Below are 14,406 nucleotides of genomic sequence, written 5' to 3'. Positions count from 1 at the left end.
CCCCAGCCCCCCCACAGCATCGAGCACCTCATCAAACCCCCCGGCTACGACCCCACGTCAGTGGCCCGCTGGGCCACCGAGCCCGACAAGCGCCCCGGCCGCACCGCCTTCCAGCGCGACCGCGCCCGCGTCCTGCACAGCTCCGCCCTGCGCCGCCTCGCCGGCAAGACCCAGGTCGTCACCCCGGGCACTCGCAGTCAGGTCTGGGACGCCAGCCCCCGCACCCGCCTGACCCACTCCCTGGAGTGCGCCCAGGTCGGCCGCGAGCTGGGCGCCGCCCTCGGCTGCGACCCCGACCTCGTCGAGGCCGCCTGCCTCTCCCACGACCTCGGCCACCCGCCCTTCGGGCACAACGGCGAACAGGCGCTGAACGAGTTCGCCGAGGACTGCGGCGGCTTCGAGGGCAACGCCCAGTCCCTGCGGCTCCTCACCCGCATCGAGCCCAAGCGCTTCGTGCGCGGCGAGAGCATCCCGTCGGCGATCGTCGCGGCCGGCGACGACCTCGTCAGCGTCGGCCTCAACCTCACCCGTGCCACCCTCGACGCCGCCACGAAGTACCCCTGGCCGCGCGGCGCCCACCCCACCGACCCGGACTCCCCGAAGTTCGGGGTGTACGAGGACGACCGCCCCGTCTTCGACTGGATCCGCGCGGGCGCCCCCGGCACCCGTACGACCTTCGAGGCCCAGGTCATGGACTGGTCCGACGACGTGGCGTACTCGGTGCACGACGTCGAGGACGGCCTGCACGCGGGCCACATCGACCCCAACTGCCTGCACGCGGAGCCCGAGCGCCAGGAGATCTTCCGGGTCGCCATAGGACGGTACGTGGCGGCGGACACCGACCCCGCCGAGCTGGCGGAGGCCCTGGACCGGCTCCTGGAGCAGGAGTGGTGGCCGCACGGCTACGACGGCTCGGCGGTCGCCCAGGCCCGGCTGAAGGACGCCACCAGCCAGCTCATCGGGCGGTTCTGCCTCGCCGCGGAGGGCGCCACCCGCGCCGCGTACGGGACGGGCCGGCTCACCCGCTACGGCGCCGAGCTGGTCGTGCCGCGCGCCGCCCGCATGGAGTGCGCGGTCCTCAAGGCCGTCGCCGACCGGTACGTCATGCAGCGCGCCGAGCAGGAGCTGCTCCGCGCCGACCAGCGGATCGTGGTCGCCGAGCTGGCCGAGGCGCTCACCGCCCGGGCCCCGGAGGGACTGGACCCGCAGTTCCGCGCCCTGTTCGACCGCGCGCCGGACGACCGCGCCCGCAAGCGGGTGATCGTCGACCAGATCGCGTCGCTCACGGACGCCGCCGCGCGCTCCCTGCACGCCCGGCTCAGGGTGCAGGTGTGACGTCCCGGGGGAGCGGACGTGACCTCGGCGGACTTCTGGCCTGATCAGCCCACTCCCTCTTCCCCCATCACGCTGCGTGCGGGACGCTCGCAGGTGGCGACACCGTAACGAGGAGGCATCAAGTGGTCGACGCGGATCAGACATTCGTCATCGTCGGAGGAGGCCTGGCCGGCGCCAAGGCGGCCGAGACGCTCCGGGCGGAAGGCTTCACCGGCCGCGTGATACTGATCTGTGACGAGCTGGACCACCCCTACGAACGGCCCCCGCTGTCCAAGGGCTACCTGCTCGGCAAGGAGGAGCGCGACAGCGTCTTCGTCCACGAGCCCGCCTGGTACGCGGCCAACGACATCGAGCTGCACCTCGGCCAGACCGTCGACGCGATCGACCGGACCGCGAAGACCGTCCGCTTCGGCGACGACGGCACGCTGGTCCACTACGACAAGCTGCTCCTGGTGACCGGCGCCGAACCGCGCCGCCTGGACATCCCCGGCACGGACCTCGCCGGCGTCCACCACCTGCGCCGCCTGGCCCACTCGGAGCGCCTCAAGCAGGTCCTGGCCGCCCTCGGCCGCGACAACGGGCACCTGGTGATCGCCGGCGCCGGCTGGATCGGCCTGGAGATCGCCGCGGCCGCCCGCGAGTACGGCGCGGAGGTCACCGTCGTCGAGCCGGAGCCGACCCCGCTGCACGGCGTCCTCGGCCCCGAGCTGGGCGAGCTCTTCGCCGAGCTGCACCGCGAGCACGGCGTCCGCTTCCACTTCGGCGCCCGGCTCACCGAGATCACCGGCCAGGACGGCATGGTCCTGGCGGCCCGCACCGACGACGGCGAGGAGCACCCCGCGCACGACGTGCTGGCCGCGATCGGCGCCGCCCCGCGCACCGGCCTCGCCGAGGCCGCGGGCCTGGAGCTCGCCGACCGCGCCCACGGCGGCGGCATCGCGGTCGACGAGCAGCTGCGCACCTCCGACCCCGACATCCACGCCGCCGGTGACGTGGCCGCCTTCCACCACACCCTGTTCGGCGCCCGGCTGCGCGTCGAGCACTGGGCGAACGCGCTGAACGGCGGCCCGGCGGCGGCCCGCGCGATGCTGGGCCGCGGGACGACGTACGACCGGGTGCCCTACTTCTTCTCCGACCAGTACGACGTGGGCCTCGAGTACTCGGGCTGGGCGCCGCCGGGGACGTACGACCACGTGGTGATCCGGGGCGACGCGAGCAAGCGCGAGTTCATCGCCTTCTGGGTGAAGGAGGGGCGCGTGCTGGCCGGGATGAACGTGAACGTGTGGGATGTCACAGAAAGCATCCAACAGCTGATCAGGACAGGGGTACGAGTGGACACCGAGGCCCTCGCGGACCCGCGCGTGCCCCTGGAGGACCTCGTCCCGTGAGCGGGCGCCGGGCACGGGTGGACTCCGCTGTCACACCGTCCCCGTAGACTCGGCGCGTGGCAGGCAGGATCAACGACGAGGACGTGAAGGCGGTTCGGGACGGGGTCCCGATCGACGCCGTGGTCTCCGAGTACCTCCAGCTGCGCAACGCGGGCGGCGGGAACCTCAAGGGCCTGTGCCCCTTCCACGACGAGAAGTCGCCCTCCTTCCAGGTCAGCCCGAGCAAGGGGCTCTTCCACTGCTTCGGCTGCCAGGAGGGCGGCGACACCATCACGTTCGTGATGAAGGTCGACCACCTCACCTTCTCCGAGGCCGTCGAGCGCCTCGCCGGCCAGGCGGGCATCACCCTGCGCTACGAGGAGGGCGGCTACAACCCCTCCCACCAGCGCGGCGAGCGGATCCGGCTGGTCGAGGCCCACCAGGCCGCGGCCGCCTTCTACGTCGAGCAGCTCGGCAGCAGCCCGGAGGCCGACACCGGCCGCACGTTCCTCGCCGAGCGCGGCTTCGACCAGTCGGCCGCCGCGCACTTCGGCGTCGGCTACAGCCCCCAGGGCTGGGACCACCTCGTGCGGTACCTGCGCGGCAAGGGCTTCAGCGACAAGGAACTGGTCCTGTCCGGGCTCGCCCAGGAGGGCCGCCGCGGCCCCATCGACCGCTTCCGCGGCCGCCTGATGTGGCCCATCCGCGACATCGGCGGCGACGTGGTGGGCTTCGGTGCCCGCAAGCTCTACGAGTCGGACAACGGCCCCAAGTACCTGAACACGCCCGACACGCCGATCTACCGCAAGTCCCAGGTCCTCTACGGCATCGACCTGGCCAAGAAGGACATCGCCAAGAGCAGCCGCGCCGTCGTGGTCGAGGGCTACACCGACGTCATGGCCTGCCACCTGGCGGGCATCACCACCGCCATCGCGACCTGCGGCACGGCCTTCGGCAACGACCACATCAAGATCCTGCGCAGACTCCTGATGGACAACGGCTCGGCGCGGGTGATCTTCACCTTCGACGGTGACGCGGCCGGCCAGAAGGCCGCCCTGCGCGCCTTCGAGGACGACCAGAAGTTCGCCGCCGAGACGTACATCGCCATCGCCCCGGACGGCATGGACCCCTGCGAGCTGCGCCTGGCCAAGGGCGACGCGGCCGTCGCCGACCTGGTGGAACCGCGCACCCCGCTCTTCGAGTTCGCCCTGCGCCAGATCGCCGCCCGCTACGACCTGGAGACCCCCGCGGGGCGCGCCGCCGCGCTCGACGAGTGCGCGCCCGTCGTGGCCCGCATCAAGAACAGCGGAGCCCAGCACGAGGTCGCGGTCCAGCTCGCGGGCATGCTCGGCATCCTCGACACCCAGTTCGTCGTCAAGCGGGTCGCCCAGCTGGCCCGCTGGGCCCGCGACCGCGGCGGCAAGGGCCCCGCGCCCACGCCGGCGAACGGCGGCCGCGCCGCGCAGCAGTACGAGAACAGCGGCGCGCGGCCCCCCTCGGGCCCGGCCCTGACCCTGCGCAACCCGGTGTTCGCCACCGAGCGCGAGCTCCTCAAACTGGCCCTGCAGCGCCCCGAGCTGGTCTCCCCGGCCTTCGACGCGTACGGGGTGGACGAGTTCACCGCCCCGCCGTACGCGGCCGTCCGCCAGACGATCATGGAGGCGGGCGGCGCCGAGTACGGCGCGCAGGACCCGCAGGGGTACCTGGTGCGGGTGCGCGAGGCCGCCGCGGACGACACGATTCGCGCCATGGTCACCGAGCTGGCCGTCGAGGCCATCATGCGCAAGACCGTCGACGAGGCCTACGCGGGCGAGCAGCTGGTGACCGTCCGCCGACGCGCGGTCGAGCGCCGGGTGCGCGACGTCCAGGGCGCCCTCGCGCGCGCCGGGGCGCAGGGCGATCCAGCCCAGTTGGCCGCCGTGCAGAACGAGTTGTGGGTGCTCCAGCAGTACGACCAGGCGCTGCGGGAGAAGGGCGCGCACGCGCTCTGAGCGCGCCGACGCCGCCGCGGCGGGCCCGCACCGCCGGTCCGGCCACCGGTCCGGGCCGCCGGACCGGTTCCGCATCGGGAACCGGACACGCGGGGAACGTGCCAGATCAGGGCACGGGCGGGCACGGCATCTTCCCGTCAGGGTAACCGCGCAGTCACGGACCGGACTCAAAAAGTCATCGCACGCCCCTCGTGGCGACGATGTGTCGTACTCCACACTGGGTTCCGGTGCCTGAGTCCTCGGAGCGCGGCCGACCCGAACGCGACGGGTCCGAAGTCCCCGCGGTTCCGCTCAACGACTTCGGGATGGACGCCGGCGAGGCCGTCGACCCCATCCCCGACGTACCGCTGCCGCACGCCCCAGCAGCGACATTCCTGGAGGTCGCCCCCGTGCAGACCCAGACCCTGACCGACGACAGCACGACCGGCACGACCGGCACGACCGGTACCACCGGCACGACCGCGGACGCCGGTGTCCTCGGCGCCGTACCGCCGCAGAACCGCGTGGCGCTCCACCCCGAGACCTCGGAGTCCGGGACCGGTGCGGAACCGGAGAGCGCGCCGGAGCCGCCCGCCGCCGTCCTGGTGGAGAGCGAGGCGGAGGCGGTGGAGCCGGTGGAACTGCCCCGCGGGCGCGCGGACACCGGCGGGCCCTCGTCCGACCTGTTCCGCCAGTACCTGCGGGAGATCGGCCGGATCCCGCTTCTCACCGCGGCGGAGGAGGTGGAGCTCGCCCGCAGGGTGGAGGCGGGCCTCTTCGCCGAGGAGAAGCTCCGGCTCGCGTCCGACCTCGACAGTCAACTCGCCCTGGACCTCGACAAGTTGGTGGTCATGGGGCGGATGGCCAAGCGCCGCCTCATCGAGGCGAACCTGCGGCTCGTGGTCTCCGTCGCCAAGCGGTACGTGGGGCGCGGGCTGACCATGCTCGACCTGGTCCAGGAGGGGAACCTCGGGCTGATCCGGGCGGTCGAGAAGTTCGACTACGCCCGCGGGTACAAGTTCTCGACGTACGCCACCTGGTGGATCCGCCAGGCCATGTCCCGCGCCCTCGCCGACCAGGCGCGCACGATCCGGGTGCCCGTGCACGTGGTCGAGCTGATCAACCGGGTCGTGCGGGTGCAGCGGCGGATGCTCCAGGAGCGGGGGTACGAGCCGACGCCCGAGGAGGTCGCGGCCCACCTCGACCTGACCGGGGAGCGGGTCAGCGAGGTGCTGCGGCTGGCGCAGGAGCCGGTGTCGCTGCATGCGCCGGTGGGGGAGGAGGACGACGTCGCCCTCGGTGACCTCATCGAGGACGGGGACGCGACGAGTCCGGTGGAGTCGGCGGCGTTCCTGTTGCTGCGGGAGCATCTGGAGGCGGTGCTCTCCACGCTCGGGGAGCGTGAGCGCAAGGTGGTGCAGCTGCGCTACGGGCTCGCGGACGGCCGGCCGCGCACGCTGGAGGAGATCGGGCGGATCTTCGGCGTGACGCGCGAACGCATCCGCCAGATCGAGTCCAAGACCCTGAACAAACTCCGCGACCACGCCTTCGCTGACCAGCTGAGGGGTTACCTGGACTGAAAGGCTTTTCCTCGCCCCCGCCGCCCCTACCCATTCCCGTCACTGCTCAGGGGCTCCGCCCCTAGGTACCTAGGGGCGCGGGGAACTGCGCGGGAGCGCGCAGCGCGACAGGGGGTCTGGGGCGCAGCCCCAGGGTCGGGACGGGAAGGGGCGGCGGGGGCGAGATACGTCTAGTCCACCTCCACCGCCGCCTGGGCGAACTGGGCCTTGTACAGGCGGGCGTACGCGCCGTCCGCCGCCAGCAGCTCCGCGTGCGCGCCCTGCTCCACGATCGCCCCGTCCTCCATCACCAGGATCGTGTCGGCGTCGCGGATCGTCGACAGACGGTGCGCGATGACGAACGACGTCCGCCCGTGCGCAAGCTTCGCCATCGCCTTCTGGATCAGCACCTCCGTCCGCGTGTCCACGGAACTCGTCGCCTCGTCCAGCACCAGGATCACCGGATCGGACAGGAACGCCCGCGCGATCGTGACGAGCTGCTTCTCGCCCGCGCTCACCCCGGACCCCTCGTCGTCGATGACGGTGTCGTACCCGTCGGGCAGCGTCCGCACGAACCGGTCGGCGTGCGCGGCCCGCGCCGCCTCCTCGATCTCCCCGCGGGTGACCTCCCGCGAGGCCCCGTACGCGATGTTCTCCGCGATGGTCCCGCCGAACAGCCAGGTGTCCTGGAGCACCATGCCGATGGAGGCCCGCAGCTCGTCGCGGGACATCGTCGCGACGTCGACCCCGTCGAGCGTGATCCGCCCGCCCGTGACCTCGTAGAACCGCATCAGCAGGTTCACCAGCGTCGTCTTGCCGGCGCCCGTCGGCCCCACGATCGCGACCGTGTGCCCCGGCTCCACCGTCAGGGACAGGTCCTCGATCAGCGGCTTGTCCGGGTCGTAGCGGAAGGAGACGCCCTCCAGGGCCACCCGCCCCCGCAGCTCCCGCGGACGCGCGCCCGTGGCCGGGTCGGCCTCCTGCTCCTCGGCGTCCAGCAGCTCGAAGACCCGCTCCGCCGACGCGACCCCGGACTGCACGAGGTTCGCCATGGAGGCGACCTGCGTGAGCGGCATGGAGAACTGCCGGGAGTACTGGATGAAGGCCTGCACGTCACCGATGGAGAGCGAGCCGGAGGCGACCCGCAGCCCGCCGACGACCGCCACCAGCACGTAGTTCAGGTTCGACACGAACATCATCAGCGGCTGCATGATCCCGCTGTTGAACTGCGCCCGGAACCCGGCCTCGTACAGCCTGTCGTTCTCCTCGGCGAACTGCTGCGCCGACTCGTCCTGCCGCCCGAAGACCTTCACCAGGGTGTGCCCGGTGTACATCTCCTCGATGTGCGCGTTCAGCTTGCCGGTGGTGCGCCACTGCTGCACGAAGTGCGGCTGCGACCGCTTGCCCACCCGGGTCGCCACGACGAACGACAGCGGCACGGTGACGAGCGCGACGAGCGCGAGCAGCCACGACACCCAGAACATCACCGCGAGCACGCCGACGATGGTCAGCAGCGAGTTGACGAGCTGGCCCATCGACTGCTGCAGGGTCTGCCCGATGTTGTCGATGTCGTTCGTGGCGCGGCTGAGCACCTCACCGCGCTGCCGCTTGTCGAAGTACGACAGCGGCAGCCGCGACAGCTTCGTCTGCACGTCCTCGCGCATCTTGTACATCGTGAGGTTGACGGCCCGGTTCACCAGCCGCGTCGCCACCGCCATCAGCAGGCCGGCCAGCAGGAACGCCCCCAGGGCGAGCCCCAGCACCTCGCCGACCGCGCCGAAGTCGATGCCTTGCCCGGGGGTGAAGTCTGTGCCCGAGAGCATGTCGGCCATCTTGCCGTCGCCGCGTTCCCGCATCGCCGCGAGGACCTCGGCCTTCGACTGCCCGGCGGGCAGCTCGCGCCCCACCACCCCGGCGAAGACGAGGTCGGTGGCGCGCCCCAGGATCTTCGGGCCCAGCACCGACAGGCCCACGCTGCAGACCACGGCGGCGAGCATCACGTACAGCGTGGCCCGCTCCGGCCTGAACTGCGCCAGCAGCCGCTTGCCGGACCCCTTGAAATCCATCGAACGGTGGTCGGGTCCCGTCCCGGCCATCATCCGCCCCATGGGTCCGGCCATCAGGCTGCCTCCGCTTCCGTGAGCTGGGAGAGCACGATCTCCCGGTAGGTCTCGTTGTCCGCCATCAGCTCGTGGTGCCGGCCGGTCCCCACGACCCGGCCCTCGTCGAGGACCACGATCCGGTCGGCGTCGCGGATGGTGGAGACCCGCTGGGCGACGATCACGACGGTCGCCTCGGCGGTCTCCCGCGCGAGCGCCGTCCGCAGCGCCGCGTCCGTCGCATAGTCGAGCGCGGAGAACGAGTCGTCGAAGAGGTAGATCTCGGGGCGCTGCACGAGGGTGCGGGCGATGGCGAGCCGCTGGCGCTGACCGCCCGACACGTTGGTGCCGCCCTGCGCGATCGCGGCGTCCAGACCGTTCTCCAGCCCTTCCACGAACCCCTTGGCCTGCGCCACCTCCAGCGCGTGCCACAGCTCCTCGTCCGTCGCGTCCGGGTTCCCGTACCGCAGGTTGGTGGCTACGGTGCCGGCGAACAGGTACGGCTTCTGCGGTACGAGGCCCACCGTGCGCGCCAGCAGCCGCGGCTCGACCGTCCGCACGTCGACGCCGTCCACCAGCACCTGCCCGTCGGTGGCGTCGAACAGCCGCGGCACGAGACCCAGCAGGGTCGACTTGCCGCTGCCGGTCGAGCCGATCACGGCGGTCGTCTCACCGGGCAGCGCCACCAGGTCCACGGCCTTCAGCACCGGCTCCTCGGCGCCCGGGTAGCGGAAGCCCGCCCCGCGCAGCTCCAGCTGACCGTGGCGCCGCAGCTCCAGGACGGGCGCCTTCGGCGGGACCACGCTGCTGGAGGTGTCCAGGACCTCCTGGATGCGCTCGGCGCACACCTCGGCGCGCGGCACCATCATGAACATGAAGGTGGCCATCATCACGGACATCACGATCTGCATCAGATAGGCGAGGAACGCGGTCAGCGCGCCGATCTCCATCCCGCCGCTGTCGATGCGGTGGGCGCCGAACCACACCACCGCGACCGACGAGACGTTCACCACCGTCATGACGATGGGGAACATCAGCGCCAGCATCCGCCCCGTCCCCAGCGACACCTCGGTGAGGTCGGTGTTGGCCTTGCGGAAGCGCTCCTCCTCGTACGCGTCGCGCACGAAGGCCCGGATGACGCGGTTGCCGGTGATCTGCTCGCGCAGCACCCGGTTCACCGTGTCCAGGCGCACCTGCATGGTCCGGAACAGCGGCCGCAGCCGGCGCACGATCAGGCTGACCGCGATCCCGAGGACCGGCACGACGGCCAGCAGCACCCCGGACAGCGGCACGTCCAGGCCGAGCGCCAGCACGATGCCGCCCACGCACATGATGGGCGCCGACACCAGCAGCGTGAACGTCATCAGGGTGAGCATCTGCACCTGCTGCACGTCGTTCGTCGTGCGGGTGATCAGGGACGGCGCCCCGAAGTGGCCCACCTCGCGCGCGGAGAACGACTGCACCCGGTCGAAGACCGCGGCCCGGATGTCACGGCCCACCGCCGCGGCCGTACGGGCGCCGTAGTAGACGGCGCCGATGTTGCAGACGACCTGGGCCAGCGAGATGCCGATCATCAGGGCGCCGAAGGACAGGATGTAGCCGGTGTCGCCCTTGACGACACCGTTGTCGATGATGTCGGCGTTCAGCGTGGGCAGGAAGAGCGTGGCGCAGGTCTGCAGGAACTGCAGGAGGACGAGCAGGCCGATGGGTTTCTTGTACGGAGTGAGATGGGTACGCAAAAGTCTTATGAGCACGCTGGGTCTCTCGGGGTCGGCGGCGGGGCGGTCGGTTGCCCCTGGCCCCCATCGTCGGGCACTCCACCGGTGTTACCTCAACTGATTAACCCAAGAGAGGTCCAAGAACGGACGGCCCCTCCGACCGAAGTCGTAGGCCCCCGGCTCAGTCCTTCTGCTCAGCCCCGGCTCAGGAGCGGAAGGCCCCCGGGTGGGTCTGGTCCCGCACCGACACGTACTGCTGCCGCACCGCCTGCCCCACCGGCAGCTCCTCGCCCGGCTCCAGGACCTGCGCCGCCGCGCCCTGCCAGACCGGCGGCAGACCCGGCTGGATCGTGCCCTGCTGCACACCGAGCGCCCAGGCCGCCTGGCGGGCCGCGCCGATCGCCGCGTAGTCCGCGGGCTGCGGCACCACGATCTGCGTACCGAGCAGCGCGGGCGCGCACGCCTGCACCGCGCCCAGCTCCGCGGCCTGGCCCAGCAGGAAGATCCGCCGGACCTCCACGCCCCTCCCGCGCAGCACGTCCAGCGCGTCCGCGAGCCCGCACAGCATGCCCTCGAAGGCGGCCCGCGCCAGGTGCTCCGGCTTCATCGACTCCCGCCGCAGCCCGGCCAGCGTCCCCGCCGTGTGCGGCAGGTTGGGCGTGCGCTCGCCCTCCAGGTACGGCAGCAGTACGAGCCCGTGCGAGCCGGGCGTGGATTTCATGGCCAGGTCCGACAGGGCCTGGAGGTCGGGGACGCCGAGGAGTTCGGCCGCGCCGCGCAGGGCCCGTACGGCGTTGAGCGTGGTGACGACCGGCAGGTGCATGCCGGTGGCGTCCGCGAGCGAGGTGATCATCCCGGTGGAGTCGACCAGCGCCTCGTGGTGGACGGCCATCACGGAACCGGAGGCGCCGAGCGACACCACCGCGTCCCCGAGCCCGATGCCCAGGCCGAAGGCCGCCGCCATCGTCTCGCCCGTGCCCGCCGAGATCAGCAGCCCCTCGGGCGTCGTCCCGGCGGCCTCCCACGGCCCGAGCACGTCGGGCAGCAGCGCCTGGTGGCCGAGCGCGAGCTCCACGAGGTCCGGCCGGTACGAGCCGGTCGCCGCCGACCAGTACCCGGTGCCCGAGGCGCCGCCCCGGTCGGTGGTGCGGCGGGCGGGCCGGCCGAGCAGCTGCCACACCAGCCAGTCGTGGGCCTGCAGCAGCGAGGCGGTGCGCAGGGCCGACTCGGGTTCGGTACGGGCGAGCCAGCGGAGCTTGGTCACGGGCTGCGCGGCCTGCGGGACCGACCCCACGGCCTGCGCCCAGGCCTCCCGGCCGCCGAGCGCGTCGACGAGGTCGGCGGCGGCGACCTGGGCACGCTTGTCCCCGCCGACCATCGCCGGGCGGACCGTGTTGCCCTGGCTGTCGACGGGGACGAGGCCGTTCTGCTGCGCGGAGACGCCGATGGCCTGGACGCCCTCCAGGAGGCCGCCGCCCGCGGCCTCGCCCAGGGAGAGCAGCCAGGCCTGCGGGTCGACGTCGGACGGCCGGGCGCCCTCCGCCGTGCCGTCGAGCGGATGCGGGGCGTACCCCTGCCGGAGTACGACCCCGCTGTCCGCGTCGCAGACGACGATGCGTGTGAAATCGGGCGAACTGTCCAGCCCGGCGACTATCCCCATGGCGGAAATTCTGCCGTATCGCTGCGCTGGCTCGGGCCATGAGGGGGGCTTGGGCTCCGGTCCGGCCTGTGTCTGCGGCGCCGTCGGGGCTGGTCGCGCAGTTCCCCGCGCCCCTTCAGGGCCCTTCGGGCCCCTCGGGGCGCCTTAGGGGGTGCTGGTGCCCCAGTCGTCCTCCGTGCGGGGGCCCGTCGTGTTGCGTTCGCGCAGGGAGCGGACCTTCTCGGAGACCGAAGCGGGGACCCGGTCGCCCATCTTGTCGCTGACCACGTCGTACGCCTTGCCGGCGAACTGGCGGCCCTGCTGGGCCGCGGACTCGGCGGTGTTGCGCACCGCCGGGTTCTGCGAGACGCGCTGGGCGGTCTTCCTCAACTGCTCGTAGCGCTCGCGCCCGGCACGTGTGCCCAGCACGTATCCGAAGGCGAGTCCGACGACGAACGTGAGCCGGTAGCGCATGGGGGCCACCCTTTCCTCTTGTAGGTCCCTCTTGGTCGGTCCACTGCGGCGGCGTCGTCGCAGGCGGGTTACCGATTGGCGGAGCACCCCCCTGCTTGCGCTAATGTATGTGTCGCAGCGAGCGCACGCCCCCTGGCGAATACCCAGGGAGGTACGTTCGATGCAGGCGAGGCGATCCCCTGTAGCTCAATTGGCAGAGCAGCCGGCTGTTAACCGGCAGGTTACTGGTTCGAGTCCAGTCGGGGGAGCTTCGATCTTCCGTAGCTCAATTGGCAGAGCAGCCGGCTGTTAACCGGCAGGTTACTGGTTCGAGTCCAGTCGGGAGAGCTGTCGAGCGAGCTGGACGAGGGCCCCGGGGACACCTTCGGGGTCCTTTTTCGTGTCCGCGGGAACCGCTGCGCCCCAGGTGGGGTCCTTGAGAGCAGGTGAAGCCGACCATCCGAAGCAGGAGATCGTATGAGCGGCTATGCTGCGGCAGACGGCGCGCACACATGTGCGCGGCGCGCCGTAATGGGGCGGTAGCTCAGCCGGTTAGAGCAGCGGACTCATAATCCGCCGGCCGTGGGTTCGAGTCCCACCCGCCCCACCACGCGCTACGCGGGAAGAATCGATCCGACCAGCGCGTACGCCGTTCGAGCGGCCCCGAACGCGGTTCCTCAGAGAGCGGTTCCTCAGAGGGGTGACTGCCACGTCGCGGTCGTCTCCCGCCCACCGGTGCCGGAATCGTCCGCGCCCCCACCCCCGTCGTCGTCCGTCGACACCGTCAGGCGTACCCCGGGGCGGCCGTCCGGGAGGGTCACCGTCGCGTCCACCGTGACCGCGGTGCGGGTCGGGTCGCTGCGGCGGGACGCGGCGGCCAGGGCGTCGCGCAGGGCCGCCAGGAGGTGGCCCGCCACCCGGTCCGGGATGCGGGCGTCGACGGGCCCGGTGAAGGCGACCGAAGGCCGCACGCCGAGGGCCGCCGCGGCGGCCGCCGTCTCGCGCAGCACCTTGCCCCGGAAGCTGGTCGGCGCGTCGGCGGGCGGCTGCTGCAGGGCGAAGATCGCCGTACGGACCTCCTGGACGGTCGAGCGCAGTTCGTCGACGGCCCGGCCGAGGGTCGCGTGCACGCCCGCGTCCCGCTCCTCCGCGGCCGTACGGCGCTGCGTGGACTCCAGCATCATGCCGGTGGCGAACAGCCGCTGGACGACCAGGTCGTGCAGGTCGCGCGCGATCCGGTCGCGGTCCTCGAAGACGGCCAGCCGCTCCCGCCGCTGCTGCGCGTCCGCCAGCACCAGCGCCAGCGCGGCCTGCGAGGCGAACTGCGTGGCCAGCAGCTTCTCCGCCGGACTGTACTGCGGGGCGCCGCGCCGGCGCGGCAGGGCCAGGGTGCCGATCAGCCGGCCCTCGGCCTGCAGCGGCAGCATCATGCTGGGCCCGAACCGGTGCCGTACGGGGGTCGTCATACGGGCGTCGGTCGCCGAGTCGTCCAGGAACACCGGCTCACCGCCGAGCAGTTGCTCCAGGACCGCGCTGCCCGGCGCGATCGTCGTACCGACCAGGCCCTCCACGCCGACCGGCGCCGACGCCGTGACGATCTCCATGCCGCCCTCGTCCGTGGGCTGCAGGATCACCCCGGCCGACGCGTCGGCCAGCACCCGGGCGCGCTCGGCGACCGTCATCAGCGCGTCGGCCGCCGCCTCGCCGGTGAGCAGCGCCGTCGTCACGGCGGCCGCGCCCTCGATCCAGCGCTCCCGGCGCCGCGCGGTCTCGTACAGGCGGGCGTTGCCGATCGCGATGCCCGCCTGGGCGGCCAGCAGGCGCACCAGCTGCTCGTCCTCGGCGGTGAACGGGCCACCGCGCTTCTCGGCGAGGTAGAGGTTGCCGTACACCTCGTCCTCCACGAACAGCGGTACGCCGAGGAAGCCCCGCATCTCGGGGTGCCCGGGGGGCATGCCGCACGACCGCGGGTCGGTGGTCAGGTCGGTGAGCCTGAGCGGGACCCGGTCGTGGACGAGGACGCCGGGCACGCCCCGGCGTCCGGTGGGCGGGTGCCCGATCCGGTCCCGGTCGGCCTGCGGCATGCCGGTCGTGCAGAACTCCGCCAGGCCGTTGTCCTCGCCCGGGGCGAGCACCCCGAGCGCCGCGTAGCGGGCACCGGTCAGCGCGGCCGCGTTCTCCACGATGCGCTGCAGCGTGCCGCGCAGCTCCAGGTCGTTCCCCACGCCCAGGACGGCTTCCAGGAGGCGGGGCAGGGGGAGCGGAG

The 14,406-nt window shown here is 72.3% G+C and carries 9 protein-coding genes and 3 tRNA genes; 7 read left to right on the top strand and 5 right to left on the bottom strand.

Going from position 1 to position 14,406, the window contains the following annotated elements; translation table 11 throughout:
- The first annotated feature begins 18 nt into the window (after positions 1–18).
- The 4 genes from FGF04_RS25365 (at position 19) to FGF04_RS25350 (ending at position 6,252) form a co-directional block, all read left to right on the top strand.
- Positions 19–1,335 (top strand): deoxyguanosinetriphosphate triphosphohydrolase, encoded by a 1,317-nt coding sequence (locus tag FGF04_RS25365; protein WP_149513851.1) that lies wholly within the window; start codon positions 19–21, stop codon positions 1,333–1,335.
- A 122-nt stretch (positions 1,336–1,457) separates the two neighbouring features.
- On the top strand, positions 1,458–2,723 hold the full coding sequence (locus FGF04_RS25360) for an NAD(P)/FAD-dependent oxidoreductase (RefSeq protein WP_149513554.1): 1,266 nt from the start codon (positions 1,458–1,460) through the stop codon (positions 2,721–2,723).
- Positions 2,724–2,779: 56 nt separating this feature from the next.
- Entirely contained in the window at positions 2,780–4,693 is a 1,914-nt protein-coding gene (gene dnaG, locus FGF04_RS25355; RefSeq protein WP_149513553.1) for a DNA primase, read from the top strand.
- Between the two features lie 227 nt (positions 4,694–4,920).
- Positions 4,921–6,252: an RNA polymerase sigma factor gene (locus FGF04_RS25350; RefSeq protein WP_149513552.1), complete on the top strand. Its 1,332-nt coding sequence runs from the start codon at positions 4,921–4,923 to the stop codon at positions 6,250–6,252.
- Between the two features lie 170 nt (positions 6,253–6,422).
- On the opposite strand, the gene FGF04_RS25345 is transcribed toward FGF04_RS25350, so the two are convergent.
- The 4 genes from FGF04_RS25345 to FGF04_RS25330 form a co-directional block, all read right to left on the bottom strand.
- Positions 6,423–8,351, bottom strand: coding sequence for an ABC transporter ATP-binding protein (locus FGF04_RS25345; RefSeq protein WP_149513551.1), 1,929 nt, complete (start codon positions 8,349–8,351; stop codon positions 6,423–6,425).
- Complete coding sequence (locus FGF04_RS25340; protein WP_149513550.1) at positions 8,351–10,084, bottom strand: ABC transporter ATP-binding protein; 1,734 nt, start codon at positions 10,082–10,084, stop codon at positions 8,351–8,353. The genes FGF04_RS25345 and FGF04_RS25340 overlap by 1 nt, the downstream gene beginning before the upstream one ends.
- Positions 10,085–10,253: 169 nt before the next feature.
- Complete coding sequence (locus tag FGF04_RS25335) at positions 10,254–11,708, bottom strand: FGGY family carbohydrate kinase (RefSeq protein WP_149513549.1); 1,455 nt, start codon at positions 11,706–11,708, stop codon at positions 10,254–10,256.
- A gap of 144 nt (positions 11,709–11,852) precedes the next feature.
- Complete coding sequence (locus FGF04_RS25330) at positions 11,853–12,161, bottom strand: YtxH domain-containing protein (RefSeq protein WP_149513548.1); 309 nt, start codon at positions 12,159–12,161, stop codon at positions 11,853–11,855.
- 175 nt (positions 12,162–12,336) lie between these two features.
- On the opposite strand from FGF04_RS25330, the gene FGF04_RS25325 reads away from it, so the two are divergent.
- The 3 genes from FGF04_RS25325 (at position 12,337) to FGF04_RS25315 (ending at position 12,750) form a co-directional block, all read left to right on the top strand.
- Positions 12,337–12,409 (top strand) — tRNA-Asn (locus tag FGF04_RS25325).
- A 6-nt stretch (positions 12,410–12,415) separates the two neighbouring features.
- A tRNA-Asn gene (locus tag FGF04_RS25320) sits at positions 12,416–12,488 on the top strand.
- 185 nt (positions 12,489–12,673) lie between these two features.
- Positions 12,674–12,750, top strand: a tRNA-Ile gene (locus FGF04_RS25315).
- 82 nt (positions 12,751–12,832) lie between these two features.
- On the opposite strand, the gene FGF04_RS25310 is transcribed toward FGF04_RS25315, so the two are convergent.
- On the bottom strand, positions 12,833–14,395 hold the full coding sequence (locus FGF04_RS25310) for a GAF domain-containing protein (RefSeq protein WP_235882516.1): 1,563 nt from the start codon (positions 14,393–14,395) through the stop codon (positions 12,833–12,835).
- Positions 14,396–14,406 lie beyond the last annotated feature (11 nt).

It is taken from the genome of Streptomyces apricus (genome assembly GCF_008369065.1).
Classification (GTDB): domain Bacteria; phylum Actinomycetota; class Actinomycetes; order Streptomycetales; family Streptomycetaceae; genus Streptomyces; species Streptomyces apricus.
Note: the sequence above shows the minus strand (reverse complement) of the source record. Positions and strands in the feature narration are given on the sequence as shown.